Here is an 18219-nt window from a genome sequence, read left to right as displayed (position 1 = left end):
TTCCATCGACCCGGCCAACGCGCCGGGCCTGGATGCCTCCGGGGTCAATGCCAACCTGTACGACACGCTGGTCAAGCGCGACCAGGGCAACCCGGAAAAACACCTGCCACAGCTGGCCGAACGCTGGGCCATCAGCGAAGACGGCAAGCAGATCACCTTCCACCTGCGCACTGACGTCACGTTCCATTCCGGCAACGCGCTTACCGCCGAGGACGTGGCCTGGTCGCTGTACCGCGTGATGAAGCTCAACTACGGCCTGGCCACCACCTGGAAGGCCTACGGCTACACCGTCGACAACATTCAGGCACTGATTCGCGCCAGCGATGCACACACCTTGGTCATCGACCTGCCACAGCCGACCGACCCGCTGCTGCTGATCGACTCGCTGGCAACTTCGCCCAGTGCGGTCATCGTCGACCGCCTGCAGGCCTTGAAACATGAAAAGAATGGCGACCTTGGCGCCGCCTGGCTGGTCACCAACGAAGCCGGCAGCGGCCCGTTCACCTTGGCCAAGTGGAGCGCCAACGATGCACTGGTGATGAACCGTTTCGACGGCTACTGGGCAGGCCCGGCAAAGATGAAGCGGGTGCTGGTGCGGCACATGACCGAATCACAGTCGCTGCGCCTGATGCTTGAACGCGGCGACCTGGACCTGGCCTATGGCATGGCCGCGCCCGACATCAAGGCCGTCGAGCGCACCGGCACGCTGCAGGTTCAGCCCTTGCAACGGGGCACCATGTACTACGTGGCGATGAGCATGAAGCAGCCTGAGTTTGCCAACCCGAAAGTGCGCGAGGCCGTGCGCTACCTGATCGACTACAAAGGCATCGACGAGCAGGTCATGCCGCACTATGGCCTGCTCAACCAGCAGCCGATGCAACTGGGCCTGGACGCACGCCTGCCAGACCCTGGCTACCGGCTCGACGTGGCCAAGGCCAAGGCGTTGCTGAGCGAAGCCGGCTACCCGCAAGGCTTCAGCACCACCCTGCGGACGTTGTCCGAACCGCCCTTCATCGACATTGCCGCACGCATGCAATCGACCCTGGCCGAGGGCGGCATCAAGGCCAGCATCGTCACCGGTACCGGCAACCAGGTGTACGGCGCCATGCGCGCACGCAACTTCGAGATGATCGTCGCCCGCGGTGCCGAGCGCTACCCGCACCCTTACTTCAGCCTGCGCACCTTCGCCTACAACCCCGACAACAGCGACGCGGCTGGCCTGCCCAACTTCCAGGGCTGGCGTGCGTCGTTCTTCGATCAACCGCTCAATGCACTGATCGACCAGGCCGGGGTCGAGCGAGACCCTGGCAAACGCCTGAACCTGTACCACCAGGCGCAGAAGCGTTACGACGAACAGGTCGGCCCGATCATGATGATTTCGCAGATGACCGACACCGCAGTCAGCGCGGTGGACATCAAGGGCTTCACCGGCGATGACGCCGAGGCGACCCGTTACCTGGGCGTCTACAAGCAACGCTGAACACTGCCGAGGGCGCCTGCGGGCGCCCCAGGTGGCCATGAGTTCACATCGAGAGCATGCCGATGATTGCCAACCTGTCTTCTACCGTTTCAAACGACAAGGCGCAGGCCGACCGCGCACCCGCGTCGAGCGTCGACGCGCTGTACAAGAGCAGCCTGCGGGTGCTGCGCCACTTGCTGCGCAACCCGATGACCCTGGCGGGCCTGCTGGTGGCCTTGCTGCTGGTCGTGGTGGCCGCCTTCGCACCCTGGATCGCCACCCATGACCCGGTGGTGCAGAACCTCGCCAATGCCTTGCAGGCACCCGGTGCAGCACACTGGTTCGGCACCGACGAATACGGCCGCGATATCTTCAGCCGGCTGGTGTATGGCTCACGCATCACCCTGTACATCATTACCCTGGTAACCGTCATCGTCGGCCCGATCGGGTTGTTCATCGGTACCGTGTCGGGTTATTTCGGCGGCGTCGTCGACACCGTTTTCATGCGCATCACCGATATCTTCATCTCCTTCCCCAGCCTGGTCCTGGCGCTGGCGTTCATCGCCGCCCTGGGCCCCGGCCTGGAGCATGCCGTGGTCGCCATCGCGCTGACCTCGTGGCCACCGATCGCGCGCCTGGCGCGCGCCGAAACGCTGTCGTTGCGCAAGGCCGACTTTGTCGTCGCGGTCGAGCTGCAGGGCGCCTCGCCGACGCGGATCATCCTGCGCCACATCGTGCCGATGTGCCTGTCGTCGGTGATCATCCGCCTGACCATGAACATGGCCGGCATCATCCTGACCGCCGCTGCGCTGGGCTTTCTTGGCCTGGGCGCGCAGGCGCCGCTGCCGGAGTGGGGCGCAATGATCTCCACCGGCCGGCGCTACATGCTCGAATGCTGGTGGCTGGTAGCCGTGCCGGGGGCCGCGATCATGCTGGTGAGCCTGGCGTTCAACCTGTTGGGCGATGGCCTGCGGGACATTCTCGACCCGCGTAGCGAGTAACTGGAGGCTTTATGTCGACGCTCAAACTCACTGTCGATTCGCTCAACGTGCGCTTCGTCAATGGCAAGAAAGAAACCCATGCGGTGCGCGACGTGTCGTTCACCCTCGGCCGGGAAAAACTGGCCATCGTCGGCGAGTCCGGTTCGGGCAAGTCCACGGTCGGGCGCAGCCTGCTCAAGCTGCACCCCGGTAGCACGCAGATCACCGCCAAGGCCCTGCAGTTCGGTGATGTCGACCTGCTCAGCGCCAGCGAGAAGGCCATGCAGAAGATTCGCGGCCAGCGCATCTCGATGATCATGCAAGACCCCAAGTACTCGCTCAACCCGGTGGTGAAGGTCGGCGAGCAGATCGCCGAGGCGTACCTCGCGCACCACAAGGCCAGCCGCAGCGAAGCGCGCGAGCGGGTCTTGCTGATGCTTGAAAAAGTCCATATCCGCGACCCCGGGCGGGTCTACAACCTGTACCCGCATGAAGTCAGCGGCGGCATGGGCCAGCGCATCATGATTGCCATGATGGTGATCACCAACCCGGAAGTGATCATCGCCGACGAGCCGACCTCGGCACTCGATGTGTCGGTACGCCAGCAAGTGCTCAATGTGCTCGAAGAGCTGGTGGTCGAGCAGCAGATGGGCCTGATCTTCGTCAGCCACGACCTCAACCTGGTCCGCAACTACTGCGACCGGGTGCTGGTGATGTACGCCGGGCGGGTGGTGGAATCGCTGGCCGCCTGCGACCTGCAGTACGCCGAACACCCGTACACCCGTGGCCTGCTGGCAGCCTTGCCGAGCATGGACAACCGCCGGCCGCGCTTGCCGGTCTTGCAACGCGACCCGCTGTGGCTCACCTGCTGAGGTAACTGACATGACCATGATCCAAGCACAATCGCTGAACCTGAGCTTCGGTGTGGGCGCTGCCTGCAACCAGGTGCTGCACGACGTCGACCTGACGGTGGAAGACGGCGAGTCGTTCGGCCTGGTCGGCGAGTCGGGCTCGGGCAAGACCACGGTCCTGCGCTGCCTGGCCGGCCAGTACCGGCATTGGAGCGGGGCGCTGAGCATTGCCGGGGCGCCCCTGCAACACAAGCTCAGCAAGGAACACTTTCGCAAGGTGCAGATGGTCTTCCAGGACCCTTACGGCTCGCTGCACCCGCGGCACACCATCGACACCGCGTTGCGCGAGCCGCTGACCATCCACGGCATGGGCGAACGCGATGACCGCATCAACGACATTTTGCTCAAGGTCGGGCTGAACGACAGCTTCCGCTACCGCTACCCGCACCAGTTGTCGGGCGGGCAACGCCAGCGCGTGGCCATCGCCCGGGCGCTGATCCTCGAACCGCGCGTGCTGCTGCTGGATGAACCGACGTCGGCGCTGGATGTGTCGGTGCAGGCCGAGATTCTCAACCTGCTGGCAGACCTGCGTCAGCGCGAGAAGCTGACCTACCTGATGGTCACCCACGACCTGGGTGTGGTCAGCCACCTGTGCGACAAGGTGGCGGTGATGCAGCAGGGGCGGATTGTCGAGCGCCTGGACAGCCAGGCCTTGAGCCAGGACCTGGCCTGCCACGACTACACCCGCATGCTGGTGCAAGCCAGCCGCGATTTCAGTGCCGAGTCGCCACGCGTGGCATCCGCCTGATCAGCCACCTCACCGCAATGGCAACTACAAGGAAGATAAAAAATGCCGTACGCAAGACCACTTCTGACCACGTTGGCCATCAGCTGCAGCCTGCCGCTGTGGGCGATGGAGCCCCCCACCAAGCTGCAGGTGCCGACGCTGGCCTATGACGAGCAGCAGATCATCCTGGTCTGGGAAAAACCGGCCGACCACGCCGACATCACCGACTACCACGTCTACGCCAACGGCAAGCTGCTCGGGGGCAGCAACGCCAACAACAACCAGGTATCGCCCGCCAAACCCTACATCGACCGCTTCTACCAGCAGGACACGCGCAATTTCCATCACCGCATCGCCATCCACAGCTACACCGCACAGGGCCTGGCGCCCGACACCGAGTACCGCTTCACCGTGCGTTCGGTGGGCCGCGACGGCAAAGAGTCGGCTGATAGCCCCGTCATCACCCAACGCACCACCGCCGTGCCGGCGTTGTACGATGTCAAACAGTACGGCGCCAAGGGCGACGGCCGCGCCCTTGACACTGTCGCGATCCAGCGTGCCATCGATGCCTGCACTGCAGGCTGCAAAGTGCTGCTGCCCGCCGGCACCTACAAGAGCGGCTCGCTGTACCTCAAAAGCAACATGACCCTGGAAATCGCCGAGGGCGCGACGTTGCTGGGCTCCGAGCGCGCCGAGGACTATCCTCGCCAAGGCTACATCCAGTACCCGTACTCCACCACCGTGCGCCCGGCCTCGCTGATCAACGCCTTGCCGCGTGACCCACGCAAGCACCAGGCATTCGAGAACATCCGCATTGTCGGCAAGGGCGTCATCGACGGCAACGGCTGGAAGCGCCATGCCGACGTGCTCGACGAGCGCGGCCAGGCGCTGCCGTTCTACCTGCCCAGCGACAATACCCGTTACCTGCAGGACGGCCTGCTGGCCAAAGCCCAGGTCGAACGTGCAGTGGCCGAGGGCATGAACGTCAAGGACGCCTATGGCCAGATGCGCTCGTCGCTGGTCACTTTGCGCAATGTCACCAATGTCTTCTATGGCGGCTTCACCGTGCTCAACCCGGCCTACCACGGCATCATGAACCTGGAGACCGAAAACGTGGTGCTGGCCAACACCACGCACAAGACCTACGACGCCAACAACGGCGATGGCATCGAGTTTGCCAACAGCCGTGGCGCCATGGTGTTCAACAACTTCTTCGATACCGGTGATGACTGCGTCAACTTCGCTGCCGGCACGGGCGCCGATGCGGTCAGGCAAAAGCCCCAGGAAGACGCCTGGATCTTCAATAACTACTTCCGCAAGGGCCACGGCATGGTCGTCGCCGGCAGCCACACCGGGGCGTGGATCCAGAACATCCTGGCCGAGGACAACGTCTCCGACGGCACCGATACCGGCTTACGCATGAAGAGCACCAACTTCATGGGGGGTGGAGCGCGCAACGTGGTTTTCCGCGATTCGGCGATGCGCAACACGGTCAAGCAGGCGTTCATCTTCACCCTCGATTACAACGACCCCAATGCCAAGCTGGATTACCAGAAGTCGACGATAGCGGGGCAGTTCCGCGATGTGCGGGTCAGCGATGTCACCGTCGAGAACGCCCAACTGGCGGCAATCGAGGTCAAGGGCGACAGCCTGCATGGGGCTTATCACCAGGGACTGGCCTTCGAGCGCGTGCGCTTCAGTGGGCCCGCCAAGGTGAAAATCGACGGCCTGCAAGGCTCACGGTTCGAGGCGGTTCACTTCAGCGAAGCCGGCACTGGCAACCCCTGGCAGGTCGGTAGCAGCGAAAGGCTGGTGTTCAAGGATGTACGGCCGGCCCCTGAGCCCGCTCACTCGCTGTAGACCGCCTGAAGCTTCTGCGCCTCACGCAGGCGCATGCGGCTGTTGCTCAAGTGCAGGAACATCGCCGCACGGGCGGCATCGACCTGCCTGCTGACGATGGCGTCGAAGATCTGCTGATGTTCGGCGTTGATGCCTGCCAGGTAGGTGCTGCGATTGCTTTGCCCGGTGTAGGCCGAGTTCATCCGGGTGCGGGGGATCAGCTTGGTGCCCAAGTGCTTCATGATGTCGATCAGGTAGGGGTTGCCGGCAGCCTTGGCGATTTTCAGGTGGAACTGGAAGTCGGCATTGGTGGTGCTACCGGACTTTTCCGGACCTTGCAGCAGCGCCTTCAGCGCCTGCTCCAGTTCGTCGATGGCCTGGGGCGTGGCCCGTTCGGCGGCCATGCCGGCGGCTTGCACTTCCAGGCTCAGGCGAAACTCCAGCAGGTCGAGCACGTCGGACAACAGCATGATGGTCGCCGGCCCGACGTTGAAGCCTTCCGGTGCCGGCATATCGAGGACGAAGGTACCGACGCCGTGCTGGGTCTCGACCAGGCCGGCCGCCTGCATCCGCGACAAGGCGTCACGCACCACCGACCGGCTGACGCTTTCGGCGGCCATGATCTGGGTTTCGGTGGGGAGTTTGTCGCCGCGCTTGAGGGTGCCCTCGCGCATGCGTTGGGCAAAGCGCTCGACCAGCGATTCGGCGAGGCGGCGCGGTTTGATTTGGGCGGTGGCGTTGAAGTCCGACATCGTCGTGCTCTTGGCTGATCAGCGGGCATTATAGTGCGTTTTGCGGCAATACTGCGGTTACAATCCTCCATCGTCTGGTTTGAATGGATCCTCCCATGGAGCGTGTTAACCCTGATCGACGCGTCAGCCTGGCCCAGCAACTGGTGCTGGAGCTGTCGCGCAGCATATTGGCCGGCGAACTGCCGGCCGGTACCAAGCTGCCGACCGAGCAAGCCTTCACCGAAGCGCGCAAGGTCAGCCGTACCGTGGTTCGCGAGGCGATGTCGCGGCTGCAGGCCGAGGGCCTGGTAGAAACCCGGCGTGGCATCGGTACGTTCGTGATGGACACCATCCGGCCGGGCGACCTTCAAGCCCACTCACATGAAAAGGGCAGTGCCCTCGATGCGGTAGCACTGCTCGAACTGCGCCTGAGCCTTGAAGTCGAGTGCGCCGCCCTGGCCGCGCAGCGCGCTACACCCGGCCAGTTGCTGACCATTCGCGCGGCGCTGGACGATGCCAATGCCGTGGGGCCGCTGCACAAGGACAGCACCCGTATCGTCTTCGAGTTTCACCTGCAGATTGCCCTGTGCACCGGCAACAGCTTTTTCATCGATGCCATGCAGCACCTGGCCGATACCCTGATGAGCGGCGCACAACGCACGCTCAGCGACGGGCAGCGCGCCCAGCACGTGCGTGAGCGCGAGCAGCTGTACGTTGCGCTCGAGCATCACGACGCCGATGCCGCTCGGGCCGCCATGCGGCTGCATCTGACCAATGCCCTGCATCGCGCGCGCAGCGCCGCTCAGGCGCCGGGGTAAAGAATGCCGTTCGGACGCCGGCGTGAAAAACTCTGAATCTTCCCGGGGTGGGCGCAGTCGACCGGTTGTAGCCAACTGACGGAGAACGCACATGTCTCGCCCCGATGAACCCAAGCCTTACACGCCAGCGGAAATCGACGATACCGAAGACCGCATGGGCAGCGTCCACGAGCTGGACTTCGATGACCGTAACGACGAACGCGAAGGGCGGGTGGGTGACGAGCGACCTGCCCGTGAAGCTGACCAGGAATTCCCGCCGCAACGTGTCGCCGAAGCCGGCATGACGGGCGGTGAGGCGCTGAGCGACAGCCTCCACGAAGACAATGTCACCTATGACGACATGAGCCCGGACACCTTGCTGGACGAGACCGGTGCCCGTGACCCGTATGAAGCCGGTGACGGCGAAGGCCCGGCTGACCAGTCCCTGCGGCGGGTCGGTGCGGGCGAAATTGGCGGCGGGTTCGGCCTGGACGAGGCAGAGCTGGCGCGTTCGGCGCCGCTGGACGGCGAACCCTGGACCGATGACGTAGTAGACGACGAGGACAAACCCCATGAATGAGCAACGCTGTGCCTGTGCCCACTGTTCTTGCACGGTGGATGTCAATGCCCTGCAACAAGAGGGCAAGGCGTATTGCTGCGAGGCCTGTGCGTCGGGGCATCGCAATGGCGAGCCGTGCCGCATGAGCGGTTGTGACTGCGCTGAGGCGTCGCGGCCAGTCGAAGACGACGACAGCGCGGTGTGAATTGGACCGCCTTTTGGGGTTGCGAGCAGCCCCAAAAGGCGCCATCACGGGTCAATGCGTTTGCCAGATCCCGTCGCTGCGCTCGCAATCTGCCCGCGCCTGGCCAAGGCTGGGTGTGTCGTAATAGTAGGTAATCACCCGCGCATCCTTGGACAACGCCGGCCGTTTCGAAGGTTGCCCACCACCGGCTTTGGGGTTGGCCAAGGCCTCCTGGGTCAAGGGCGCGATGCAACTACCTACGCTGCCATCCGCGCATCGCGCGACTTTCTGCTTCTGCGTACTGAGCATGTCCTTGCTCTCGTTGCTGCACGACCAGTTGATCGCTTCGGCAGGCAGGTTGCTGTAGCTGTAACAGGTGTGCTGCTCGACCGGCTTGACGGCTTCGCTGGAGGAACGGGTGAGCACATTGCAGGCCTCTGCCAGCACATTGGTGCTGGCAAAGCTTGTGAGCATCATCATCAACAGAGCGACTCGCATACGCTACCTCCCGGGCCGAGGCCCTTGAACGCGCTAGGCTGGGTTGTCGCGCTGGCGCATGGCCTTGGCGCGCTTTTCCAGAATCAGATACGTAACGACTGCCAGCACCAAGGGGATCAGGTAATACAGCGTTCGATACCCCAATAGCGCGGCTACCAGCGTGCCTTGAGGGATCTGGCCGTGCAGCAACGCCAGGAACACCGTTTCAAGCACGCCAAGGCCTGCCGGGATATGCGCGACCACACCTGCCACACAACTGATGAGCAGGATCCCGAGAATCGATGGGTAAAAGGCCTTTTCAGGGAGCAGCCAGAAGATCAGCAGCGCCATCAACGCCCAGTTGCTGGCGCCAAGGGCTACCTGGCACAGCGCCAGGCGCAAGGCCGGCAGGGTGACTTCATGTTCGCGCCATTTCCAGGTACGTTTTTTTGCAAAGCCGCAGGCCAGCAGGTAGGCAAGGGCGATGGCCAGCAAGCCAAACCCGATCAGTTGCAAGCCTGTAGCGCCCACCGCCCAGCTTTCGGGCAGTTTCACCAGGCGCAGGGCGAATACCGTACCGGCCAGCAGCATGTAGCCCATCCAGTTGGTCAACAGCCCCAGGGTCAGGATGCGGGTGATCGTCGCGGTGTCCAGGCCAAGCCGGCCATACAGCCGATAACGCAAGGCGACGCCGCCCACCCAGGTGGTGAAGTTGAGGTTGAAGGCGTAGCACACGAACGCCACCGGCAACACCTGCCTGGCGGGCAGCGTATGCCCTGTGTAGGCACGTGCGAGCAGGTCGTAGCTGGCAAACGTCAGGTAGCTGCACAAGGCGACGACCAAGCCGATGGCCAGGGTCCCGGGTTTGTAGGCCAGCAGCGACTGACGCACCTCGTTCCAGTCAAGGTTGCGCGCCAGCATGTACAGCAAGGCGGGTATCAGCAACAGGAACAGCAAGGTGAACAGGCGCTTGGCCCAGGTTTGCCACCGTGTGCGCGCCATCAGGTCTGCCCCTCGTGAAAATCGCCGTGTGCTTCGACTTCCGGTTGCACCGAGCGCAAGCGCTGACGGTGCGCCGGGAACCAGCCGGCTATCCGCGGGAAGTGGCGTATGGCGTGGAAGCACAGGAAGATCAGCGGTGCCCGCCACCAGTAGCCGCGGATCATCCGTTCCAGGGTGACCGATTTGCATTGTTCGCTGGCCAGCGCCTGCAGATGCTGGTGCAACTGCTGGTTGAACCCGCGATCGCGGATGAACAGGTTGGCCTCCAGGTTGAACGACAGGCTCAACGGGTCCAGGTTGCTTGAACCCACAGTGGCCCACTGGTCGTCGACCAAGGCGACCTTGCCGTGCAACGGCCGGCTGCAGTACTCGTGAATACGCACGCCGTCGCGCAATAGGTAGTTGTACAGCAGCCGCGACAAGGCCCGCACCCAGCGCATGTCGGGCTGGCCCTGCAGAATCAAGGTCACGGCCACCCCGCGCCGCGCTGCATTACGCAGTTCGCGCAGCAACCGGTAGCCTGGAAAGAAATAGGCATTGGCCACCACGATACGCTGCCGGGCCGCACGAAAGGCTTGCAGGTACTGCGCTTCGATGGCGGTGCTGCGCTGGCCATTGTCGCGCTCGACCAGCACGGCCGTGATCGCCCCGGTAGGCTCGGTGACCGGGCGCACCTCGCTGGGGGGCTGCAGCACCGGCGACATCAGGCGCCGGCTGGTGGCGTGCACCTGGGCCACCACCGGGCCGGTGACCTCGACTGCGTAGTCCTGCTTGGCCATGGGCCCGAAGTCGCCCAGGTGGTCGGCACTGTAGTTGATGCCGCCGATGAACGCGCGCTGCCCATCGATCACCACGATCTTGCGGTGCAGGCGGCGAAACAGGTTGGTGCGCATGCCCACCAGCCTGGGCTGGGGGTCGAAGGCATGAAAGTTGACGCCGGCGTCGGTCATCGCCGAGATGAAGGCGTCGGGCAGGTCGGCAGTGCCGTAGCCATCGACCGCCACCTCGACGCGCACGCCACGGCCAGCGGCCGCTATCAGCACCTGCTGCAACTGCTGGCCGACCTTGTCATCGAAAATGATGAACGTCTCCAGCAGAATTTCTTCCCGCGCCTGGGCCATCGCCTCGAATACGCGTGGGTAGTATTGTTCGCCGTTGATCAGCAACTGCACGCTGTTGCCCTCTAGCCAAGGTCGGTTCACAGGCTTATCTCCGCAGCAAGGGGGACATGGTCAGAAAGGTGCGACCACGGGTACTTCGCCAACACCTGCGCCTTGCCCGGCATGGCATTGCGCAGGTAGATACGGTCCAGCCGCAGCAGCGGCAACCGCGCCGGAAAGCTGCGCGCCGGGGTCCCGAAATGCTCGCCAAAGGCTTCGACCAGGTGTTCGGACAACACCGCATCGGCCTTCAGGCGCCAGTCATTGAAGTCGCCGGCAATGATCACCGGCGCCTTGGGCGGCAAGCTGTCGAGCAGTTCCAGCAACAAGCGCACCTGGCGCTGGCGATGGGCCTCGCGCAGGCCCAGGTGCACGCACACCGCATGTACCTGCTGATGGCCCGGCACGTCCAGGCAGCAGTGCAGCAGGCCCCGCTGTTCATTGCCCTGAATGGAGACATCGAGGTTGGTGAACTGGCGGATCGGGAATTTCGACAGCAGGGCGTTGCCGTGGTCGCCATGGGGGTACACGGCGTTGCGCCCATAGGCGAACTGCGGCCACATGCTGTCGGCCAGAAACTCGTACTGCGGGATTTCCGGCCACGCTGCATGGCGTATGGCATGTTGCTGATGGCTGCCGTGCACCTCCTGAAGAAACACCAGGTCAGCACCGGTGGCGCGTACGGCCTCACGCAGCTCCGGCAGGATGAAACGCCGGTTGAATACGGTGAAGCCCTTGTGCACGTTGATGGTCAGCACGTTCAGCCGATGCACCGTGGTGACGTTGTCGATGATGCAGCGGGGGGCTGGCAGGGTTTTGTTCAAAGCTCGACCTCCGGTGCGACGCCAGGCTCGGTGACCAGGTCGTAATCGAGTTTCAGCTTTTCCAGCAGGCGCCGGGCGTCGTAGGGCGCATGCACCTTCTGGTCGTTGTCGAAGTAGCAATAAATGTCGCGAGAGGCACGCTGGGGTGGCGCGCCGGGCACAATCAGCTGCGCGTCTTCCACCTGGCCGCCCTGGCTCCAACGCACGATGCGTTGCTTCCAGCGGCGCAAGGCGTGCGCGGTGTAGCCGCTGCTGTACAGTTCCACGTCGCCGTGCAGGCGAATGTAGACAAAGTCGGCGGTGATATCTTCGACATACGGCCATTTGCCTGCACTGTCGGCCACTACCAACGCAATACGGTGTTTGCGCAGCAGCTTGACGAAGGCTTCACACAGAAAGCTCTCGTTGCGGATTTCCACGGCGTGGCGCAGCCGTGCGTTGCCATCGATGTCGGTACTTCCATTGCCCTTGAGGCGCTCGGCACACCCTTTGGCACATTCGCGCGCGGCGTCCCGGTTGCGCGGGAGCAGTTCGAAAAACCGGGCGAAGCGTGCTTCGTCGAACGTCATGTTGGGCGGAAACTGCCACAGGATGGGGCCCAGTTTGTCACCCAGCAACAACGGCCCGGAGGCAAAGAAGTTGGCCACCGGCTCTTCGATATCCTTGAGCCTGCGTACATGGGTGATATAGCGCGGCCCCTTGACCGAGAACACGAAACCGTCCGGCGTCTCCTCACGCCAGCCCAGATACCGTTCGGGGGTTTGCAGGCTGTAGAACGAGCCGTTGATCTCGATGCTGTTGACTGCCCGCGAGGCGAACGCCAGTTCGCTGTCCTGGCGCAGCCCCTTGGGGTAGAAATCCCTGCGCCAAGGGCCGTAGCGCCACCCTGAAATTCCGATGCGGATCTCGCTCACGCTGCCTTCCTCATTGCCAGCTCTTTGAGAGGTCACTCTGAAATTGCGACTGGCACGGGCCTGTGAGGTTCAGCACGGTTGACCAACGGGAGCGCGAGCAAGAGTTGAACTTTGCCGCCGATGGCGTCTCCACCGCATACCAATGAGGGCCTGCCCATTCAATGGATGACCCCCCACCTGGAGGCAAGCATGGCCAGACATATCATCCATTTCACCGGTCCGATCAACTCATCCACCTGCGGCAACCTGATCAGCACCTGCTCGCGGGCCATGCAACAAGGCGCCGAATTGCTGCAACTGAACATCGCCACCATGGGCGGTGAATGCAGTTATGGGTTCACCTTGTACAACTTCCTGCGTGCATTGCCGATTCCGCTGCACACCCATAACTTGGGGACGGTGGAGTCAATGGGCAATATCCTGTTTCTGGCAGGCGAGCATCGCACCGCCTGTGCGTTCAGCAAGTTTCTGTTTCACCCCTTTCACTGGACGCTGCATGGCTCAGTCGACCATGCCAGGATGGCTGAATACGCCATGAGCCTGGACTACGACTTGCGCCTTTACGCGCAGATCGTCGCCGAACGCACCGAGGGCAGTGCCGAAGTGCTGGATGTGCCCCGTTACCTGATGGCATATCCGCGGATACTGGGCCCCGAGGAGGCGCTGGAGAACGGGCTGATCCACGCCATTGACGAGATGCCGATCGAATCGCAAAGCACCCAGTGGAGTGTGCATGCCTGAGGCTGCGGCGCAAACATTTGGCCTGCGGCCGTTTCATGCCACCCGTCAGCCCCGTGCAAAACGATTGAGCATTGGTGCTGATCACTGGCTCGGAACTAAGGCATTGCGCAGACAACTCTTCCATCGCAAGGAGAAACGACATGGCGCTTGAACAAGAGCGGACCAGCCAGCGCGGCGGCACCAAGGAGAACAACCCGGGCAACTTCGCCAATGACCGGGAAAAGGCGTCCCGCGCGGGGCACAAGGGCGGGAAAGTGTCCGGCGGCAACTTCGCCAACGACCGTGAACGGGCGTCGCAAGCCGGACGCAAGGGTGGGCAGAACAGCCATGGTGGCGGGCGACACTCGTGACCCAGGGCCTAGCCGATTGAACACGTTGTGAGCGGGTTCGGCGCCGCGTTGAACCCGCTTCAACGCCATCCGGGGCCACTGGTACCGAAGGTCGGCAAAAATTTTGAATTTTCTAGCACTGCCCCGATCAATCAGTGAGTCATCCATGGAGAAGAGGAGGCCCCTGCGATGCCTGGTCCACAGCTTTACATCATCGATTATCAACTGCATGGTCAGCCGCGCAGTTTCATCATTCGTCTTGAACGGTTGGACAACGCCGAAGCCTGGCATTGGGCAAGTTGTGATGCGGGCATCGGCATCATTCCCAAGTTCGGGCGGGAGAAAATCAAGAAAGTGAGCAGGCCGATGGCAGAACGCTACGGGATTACGGCGGTGAGCTGGCGTATTTCCGGGAGTAAACCCAATCAGCCAGTGGGTGACCCCGCAGTAGTGGGCTGATCGGTGGTGCAGCGATGGGCTGCGCTGCAGCCCATCGAGTCGGCAATCAGGCGCCCGATTCAGGGTCGCTGGCAGGCACCCCGGGGCGGTTTTCGTCATCATCGGTCAGGTTCGGATCGGCATCCGGGTCGTCCACCTGATCCTGGCGCCTGTCAGGTTCCAGCTCTGGCCAGTCATCTTCGACGCTGCCACCCCCCATGTGCAGTCTGTTTTTCATCTCGCAACCCTCCGCTTGGTTGAAGCCTGCTTCGATAAAAAAGGGCCCGCGATCAGGCGGGCCCAATACAGGAGTGAGAGGCGAAGCCATTGACCACCCCTCATGAACTCAGAGCGACCAGCGCCGGGGGAGGTCAGTCCGATAGCCGCACGCCCTGACCAACGGTAAAGCGCGGGTACCCTTGGCCCGCGCTCAATCAGGCTTCTTCAGCACCAAGGTGAGAATGTCGTAACTCGCCACCAGCTCGCCCAACTGGTTGCTCACCTCGACGTCCCACGCCACCACACCTTGCGGCTGCCCCAGCGGGCTGGTCTTGCCTTGGTCGATCTTGCGCTTGCAGGTCAGGCGCGCCTGAATCGTGTCGCCAATACCCACCGGGTTGATGAAACGCAAGGTGTCCAGGCCATAGTTGGCCAGCACCGGCCCAGCGCCTGGGGAAACGAACAAACCCGCCGCCGCCGACAGCACGAAGTAACCATGGGCGATACGCTTGCCAAACTGCGACTCCTTAGCGGCGATCTCATCGAAGTGCATGTAGAAGTGGTCACCCGACAAGCAGCCGAAGTTGACCAGGTCCGCTTCGGTCACGGTACGCCGGTGGGTCAGCAACGACTCACCGATACGCAGGTCCTGGAAGTAGCGGCGGAACGGATGCACTTCGCTTTCGATTACCTCGGCACCGCGTACATACTCGCCCGTCACGGCGCTGAGCATGCTCGGCGAGCCTTGCACTGCGGCGCGCTGCAGGTAGTGCTTGACCGCACGCAGGCCACCGAGCTCTTCGCCACCACCGGCGCGCCCAGGGCCGCCGTGCTTGAGCTGGGGCAGCGGCGAGCCATGGCCGGTGGACTCCAGCGCGGCTTCGCGGTCCAGCACCAGCAGGCGACCATGCCAGGCGGCGGCGATTGGGATGGCCTTGGCGGCAACGGCTCGGTCGGCGGTGACCAGGGTCGCCACCAGGCTGCCCTTGCCGCGGGCAGCCAAGGCCAAGGCTTCGTCAAGGTCGTCGTAGGCCATCAGCGTGCTGACCGGGCCGAACGCTTCGATATCGTGGGCACCGCCGTCGGCATGCGGGTCGCGCGCCTGAAGCAGGGTTGGCGCAAAGAACGCCCCTTCGGCAACGCCCTCGCCACGCGGCGCGAACCCGTCACTGGCGCCAAACAACTGGTCGCAGCTCTGCAGCAGGCTGCGGACCCGCTCGCCAACGTCACGTTGCTGATCATGGGAGGCCAAGGCCCCCATGCGCACGCCCTCCAGCGAAGGGTCGCCGACCACCACCTTGCTCAAGCGCTCGCGCAGGCGGCTGGCGACGGCGTCGATGTGCTTGGCCGGTACGATGGCGCGGCGGATGGCGGTGCATTTCTGCCCGGCCTTGGTGGTCATTTCACGCACCACCTCCTTGATGTACAGGTCGAACTCTTCGCTGTCCGGGGTTACGTCCGGGCCGAGGATTGCGCAGTTCAGCGAGTCCGCCTCGGCGGTGAAGGGCACCGAGTTGCGGATCAGGTTCGGCGTGACACGCAATTTGGCTGCGGTATCGGCGGAACCGGTGAAGGTCACCACATCCTGGCCCTGCAGGCGGTCGAGCAGGTCGCCGGTGCTGCCGATCACCAGTTGCAGGCTGCCAGCCGGCAGCAGGCCCGACGCGTGCATCAGGCGCACCACGGCTTCGGTCAGGTAACTGGTGGATGTGGCGGGTTTGACAATGCACGGCATGCCGGCCAGGAAGGTGGGCGCGAACTTCTCCAGCATGCCCCAGATGGGGAAGTTGAACGCATTGATATGCACGGCGACGCCAGCACGCGGCACCAGGATATGGCTGCCGGCGAAATGGCCTTGCTTGCCCAATGGTATCGCCGGGCCTTCGTGCACCAGGTTGCCCGAGGGCAGTTCGCGGCTGCCGATGCCGGCGTAGGCGAACAGCGTGGCATTGCCGCCTTCGATGTCGATCCAGCTGTCGGCGCGGGTGGCGCCACTGTGGTGGGACAGGGCGTAGAGCTGCTCTTTGTGCTCGGCAAGATATAGCGCCAAGGCCTTGAGGCGGGCTGCGCGCTGCTGGAAGTCCATGGCCATCAGTGCGGCCAGGCCCCGGGCGCGGGCAAAGTCCACGGCTTCGGCGAAGTCTGGGCGTTCTTCATGGCTGTAGGCCAGGACATGGCCGTTCAAGGCGCTGCGCAGGGCCTGGGCGCCGTGCTGGCCGATCCAGCGGCCAGCGATGAAGCTCTGCAGGGTTGGGGCGTCAGACATGCTGTTCTCCTTTTGAGGGCGCTGTTACCACAGCGCCAGGGTGTAGCCGATGATCAGGCGGTTCTCGTCCACGGCATTGGTCAGGCCATTGCCGGAGCGGAAGGTGACGTTGCGCCAGCGCAGGCTGACGTCCTTGAAAGGGCCGCTCTGGATGACGTAGGTGAGGTCGGTGTCGCGCTCGCGCTCACGGCCGTTGCTGACGGTCGCGGTCTCGGCGTGGCGGCCGTCGGTGTAGCGGGTCATGAAACTCAGGCCAGGGATGCCCATGGCGACGAAATCGTAGTCATAGCGCACCTGCCACGAATCGAGCCCGGCGCGGGTGAAGGTGTTGTAGGTCACCAGGTTGACGGTGAACGGGTCGCCGCCGTTGACGAAGGGGAAGGCGCTGTCGCCGGACATCTGCTGCCAGGTGGCAGTGAACTTGTGCGCCCTGACGCCGAGGGTGAACATGGCGTTGAAGTTGCGGTTGTCGATGTTGCCGGCGCGTTCGGCGCCATCATTGCGGCTGTCGAAGTAACGCAGGTCGCTGCGCAGGCTCAGGCCTTCGCCCAGCGGGCGGGTGTCGACCAGGCCGACGAACTGCTGGCGGTAGATGTCTTCGAGCTTGGCGTAGTAGTAGCTGAGGCTGGTCTGCGGGGTAATGGCGTAGCTGCCACCGCCGAAGTCCAGGTGGTCGCTGCTGGCGGCGCCGTAGCCGATGTCGTCGCGGCCAGACGAGTCGCGCAGGTTGGCCTTGGTCAGTCGTCCGGCGTTGACGGTCAGGCCATTGAGTTCCTGGCTGGTCAGCAGCCCGCCCTGGAAGGTCGAAGCCAGCAGGCGGGTGTCGTTGTACACCACCACCGGCAGGATCGGCTGCAAGGTGCCCAGGCGCAGGGTGCTCTTTGACACGCGCACTTTACCGGTCAGGCCCAACTCACTGTAATCATCGACAGGCTCGTGGCTGTTCGGGCCAAACGGCAGCAGGCCGGTGTTGCGGCGGTCACGGCTGCTGTCGAGCTTGACGCCCAACTGGCCCATGGCATCCACGCCGACGCCTATCGGGCCTTCGGTGAAGCCCGATTCCAGGCGGGCAGTAAAGCCTTGGCCCCATTCCTCGGCCTTGGCCTGCGGCGCATTGCTCTGGCGGAAGTCGCGGTTGATGTAGTGGTTGCGCAGTTCCAGGCGCGCATGGCTGTCGCCGACGAAGTCCGCCATGGCCGGCAAGGGCAGGGCGAGCGTGGCAAGCCAGGTGAGGCAAGAGAAGCGAGTGCGGTTCATTGTTGTTGTACCCGACATGGTTGTTCTCGAAATCAGTGCTTGCTGGCGCCGGCGGCGCCAATACCGGTCATGGAGCGAATGAACTGCGCCAGGTAGCGGCCACGTTCTTCGGTGGCCCGCGCCGAACTGTCGGTGACCGAGAACACCCAGGCGCCGAGGAACGCCAGGCTCATCGAGAACAGCGCCGGGTTGCTGTAGGGGAACAGTGCCTGTTCGTTGTGCAGCACGTTGACCCACACGGCCGGGCCCAGTACCACCAGCACGACGGCCGAGAACAGCCCGGCCATGCTGCCGCACACCGCGCCGCGGGTAGTCAGGCCCTTCCAGAACATCGAAAGCAGCAACACCGGGAAGTTGACCGACGCGGCCACGGCCAGCACCAGGCCGGAGAAGATCGGAAGAGCA

20 protein-coding genes and 1 pseudogene are annotated in these 18219 nt (G+C 63.6%); 11 read left to right on the top strand and 10 right to left on the bottom strand.

Going from position 1 to position 18219, the window contains the following annotated elements; translation table 11 throughout:
* From NP534_RS18475 to NP534_RS18455, 5 genes are all read left to right on the top strand, one after another.
* Nucleotides 1-1480, top strand: a 1480-nt coding sequence (locus tag NP534_RS18475; RefSeq protein ID WP_274099653.1) for an ABC transporter substrate-binding protein, incomplete at its 5' end; no start/stop codon positions are given.
* Nucleotides 1481-1542: 62 nt separating this feature from the next.
* Entirely contained in the window at nucleotides 1543-2460 is a 918-nt protein-coding gene (locus tag NP534_RS18470; RefSeq protein WP_186665379.1) for an ABC transporter permease, read from the top strand.
* Nucleotides 2461-2471: 11 nt separating this feature from the next.
* Nucleotides 2472-3311: an ABC transporter ATP-binding protein gene (locus NP534_RS18465; RefSeq protein WP_033697926.1), complete on the top strand. Its 840-nt coding sequence runs from the start codon at nucleotides 2472-2474 to the stop codon at nucleotides 3309-3311.
* Nucleotides 3312-3321: 10 nt separating this feature from the next.
* Nucleotides 3322-4098: an ABC transporter ATP-binding protein gene (locus tag NP534_RS18460; RefSeq protein WP_033697925.1), complete on the top strand. Its 777-nt coding sequence runs from the start codon at nucleotides 3322-3324 to the stop codon at nucleotides 4096-4098.
* Between the two features lie 42 nt (nucleotides 4099-4140).
* Complete coding sequence (locus NP534_RS18455; RefSeq protein WP_274099652.1) at nucleotides 4141-5937, top strand: glycoside hydrolase family 28 protein; 1797 nt, start codon at nucleotides 4141-4143, stop codon at nucleotides 5935-5937.
* On the opposite strand, the gene NP534_RS18450 is transcribed toward NP534_RS18455, so the two are convergent.
* Nucleotides 5925-6668 carry a FadR/GntR family transcriptional regulator gene (locus NP534_RS18450; protein ID WP_047583192.1) on the bottom strand — a complete coding sequence of 248 codons (744 nt, stop codon included), beginning with the start codon at nucleotides 6666-6668 and terminating at the stop codon, nucleotides 5925-5927. The two genes, NP534_RS18455 and NP534_RS18450, sit on opposite strands and share 13 nt — an antisense overlap.
* 95 nt (nucleotides 6669-6763) lie before the next feature.
* Here NP534_RS18450 and NP534_RS18445 point away from each other — a divergent pair, with 95 nt between their 5' ends.
* The 3 genes from NP534_RS18445 to NP534_RS18435 all read left to right on the top strand — a co-directional run bounded on the left by NP534_RS18445 (nucleotide 6764) and on the right by NP534_RS18435 (nucleotide 8208).
* On the top strand, nucleotides 6764-7465 hold the full coding sequence (locus NP534_RS18445) for a FadR/GntR family transcriptional regulator (RefSeq protein ID WP_274099651.1): 702 nt from the start codon (nucleotides 6764-6766) through the stop codon (nucleotides 7463-7465).
* A 91-nt stretch (nucleotides 7466-7556) separates the two neighbouring features.
* On the top strand, nucleotides 7557-8024 hold the full coding sequence (locus NP534_RS18440) for a phosphotransferase system, HPr-related protein (protein ID WP_274099650.1): 468 nt from the start codon (nucleotides 7557-7559) through the stop codon (nucleotides 8022-8024).
* Nucleotides 8017-8208 (top strand): metallothionein, encoded by a 192-nt coding sequence (locus NP534_RS18435; RefSeq protein WP_077068409.1) that lies wholly within the window; start codon nucleotides 8017-8019, stop codon nucleotides 8206-8208. The genes NP534_RS18440 and NP534_RS18435 overlap by 8 nt, the downstream gene beginning before the upstream one ends.
* Before the next feature lie 51 nt (nucleotides 8209-8259).
* Here NP534_RS18435 and NP534_RS18430 read toward each other — a convergent pair whose 3' ends face one another.
* The 5 genes from NP534_RS18430 to NP534_RS18410 are packed head-to-tail and all read right to left on the bottom strand — an operon-like array spanning nucleotide 8260 to nucleotide 12564.
* Nucleotides 8260-8685, bottom strand: a complete 426-nt coding sequence (locus NP534_RS18430; protein WP_274099649.1) for a hypothetical protein — start codon at nucleotides 8683-8685, stop codon at nucleotides 8260-8262.
* 33 nt (nucleotides 8686-8718) lie between these two features.
* On the bottom strand, nucleotides 8719-9666 hold the full coding sequence (locus NP534_RS18425; RefSeq protein ID WP_274099648.1) for a lysylphosphatidylglycerol synthase domain-containing protein: 948 nt from the start codon (nucleotides 9664-9666) through the stop codon (nucleotides 8719-8721).
* Complete coding sequence (gene clsB, locus NP534_RS18420; protein ID WP_274099647.1) at nucleotides 9666-10868, bottom strand: cardiolipin synthase ClsB; 1203 nt, start codon at nucleotides 10866-10868, stop codon at nucleotides 9666-9668. The genes NP534_RS18425 and clsB overlap by 1 nt, the downstream gene beginning before the upstream one ends.
* Nucleotides 10865-11650 (bottom strand): endonuclease/exonuclease/phosphatase family protein, encoded by a 786-nt coding sequence (locus NP534_RS18415; protein WP_274099646.1) that lies wholly within the window; start codon nucleotides 11648-11650, stop codon nucleotides 10865-10867. Before NP534_RS18415 ends, clsB begins: the two co-directional genes overlap by 4 nt.
* Nucleotides 11647-12564 (bottom strand): DUF72 domain-containing protein, encoded by a 918-nt coding sequence (locus NP534_RS18410; protein WP_274099645.1) that lies wholly within the window; start codon nucleotides 12562-12564, stop codon nucleotides 11647-11649. The genes NP534_RS18415 and NP534_RS18410 overlap by 4 nt, the downstream gene beginning before the upstream one ends.
* A gap of 189 nt (nucleotides 12565-12753) precedes the next feature.
* Here NP534_RS18410 and NP534_RS18405 point away from each other — a divergent pair, with 189 nt between their 5' ends.
* The 3 genes and pseudogenes from NP534_RS18405 (at nucleotide 12754) to NP534_RS18395 (ending at nucleotide 14093) form a co-directional block, all read left to right on the top strand.
* The gene (locus NP534_RS18405) at nucleotides 12754-13305 is read left to right on the top strand and encodes an ATP-dependent Clp protease proteolytic subunit (protein ID WP_186653324.1); all 552 of its coding nucleotides are present in this window, start codon (nucleotides 12754-12756) and stop codon (nucleotides 13303-13305) included.
* Between the two features lie 194 nt (nucleotides 13306-13499).
* Nucleotides 13500-13655 (top strand): annotated as a pseudogene (locus NP534_RS18400) (general stress protein); the annotation flags it as partial.
* Between the two features lie 168 nt (nucleotides 13656-13823).
* A complete protein-coding gene (locus NP534_RS18395; RefSeq protein ID WP_077068408.1) occupies nucleotides 13824-14093 on the top strand; it encodes a DUF6555 family protein in 270 nt (89 codons plus the stop codon).
* 46 nt (nucleotides 14094-14139) lie between these two features.
* Here NP534_RS18395 and NP534_RS18390 read toward each other — a convergent pair whose 3' ends face one another.
* From NP534_RS18390 to NP534_RS18375, 4 genes are all read right to left on the bottom strand, one after another.
* Complete coding sequence (locus NP534_RS18390) at nucleotides 14140-14310, bottom strand: hypothetical protein (RefSeq protein WP_274099644.1); 171 nt, start codon at nucleotides 14308-14310, stop codon at nucleotides 14140-14142.
* Nucleotides 14311-14502: 192 nt separating this feature from the next.
* Nucleotides 14503-16557 carry a phenylacetic acid degradation bifunctional protein PaaZ gene (paaZ, locus tag NP534_RS18385; RefSeq protein WP_274099643.1) on the bottom strand — a complete coding sequence of 685 codons (2055 nt, stop codon included), beginning with the start codon at nucleotides 16555-16557 and terminating at the stop codon, nucleotides 14503-14505.
* 24 nt (nucleotides 16558-16581) lie between these two features.
* Nucleotides 16582-17814 carry an OprD family porin gene (locus NP534_RS18380; protein WP_274099642.1) on the bottom strand — a complete coding sequence of 411 codons (1233 nt, stop codon included), beginning with the start codon at nucleotides 17812-17814 and terminating at the stop codon, nucleotides 16582-16584.
* A 32-nt stretch (nucleotides 17815-17846) separates the two neighbouring features.
* On the bottom strand, nucleotides 17847-18219 hold a 373-nt coding region (locus NP534_RS18375; protein WP_443201084.1), incomplete at its 5' end, for a sodium:solute symporter family transporter.

This window comes from Pseudomonas sp. 39004, assembly GCF_028682155.1.
Classification (GTDB): domain Bacteria; phylum Pseudomonadota; class Gammaproteobacteria; order Pseudomonadales; family Pseudomonadaceae; genus Aquipseudomonas; species Aquipseudomonas capeferrum.
Note: the sequence above shows the minus strand (reverse complement) of the source record. Positions and strands in the feature narration are given on the sequence as shown.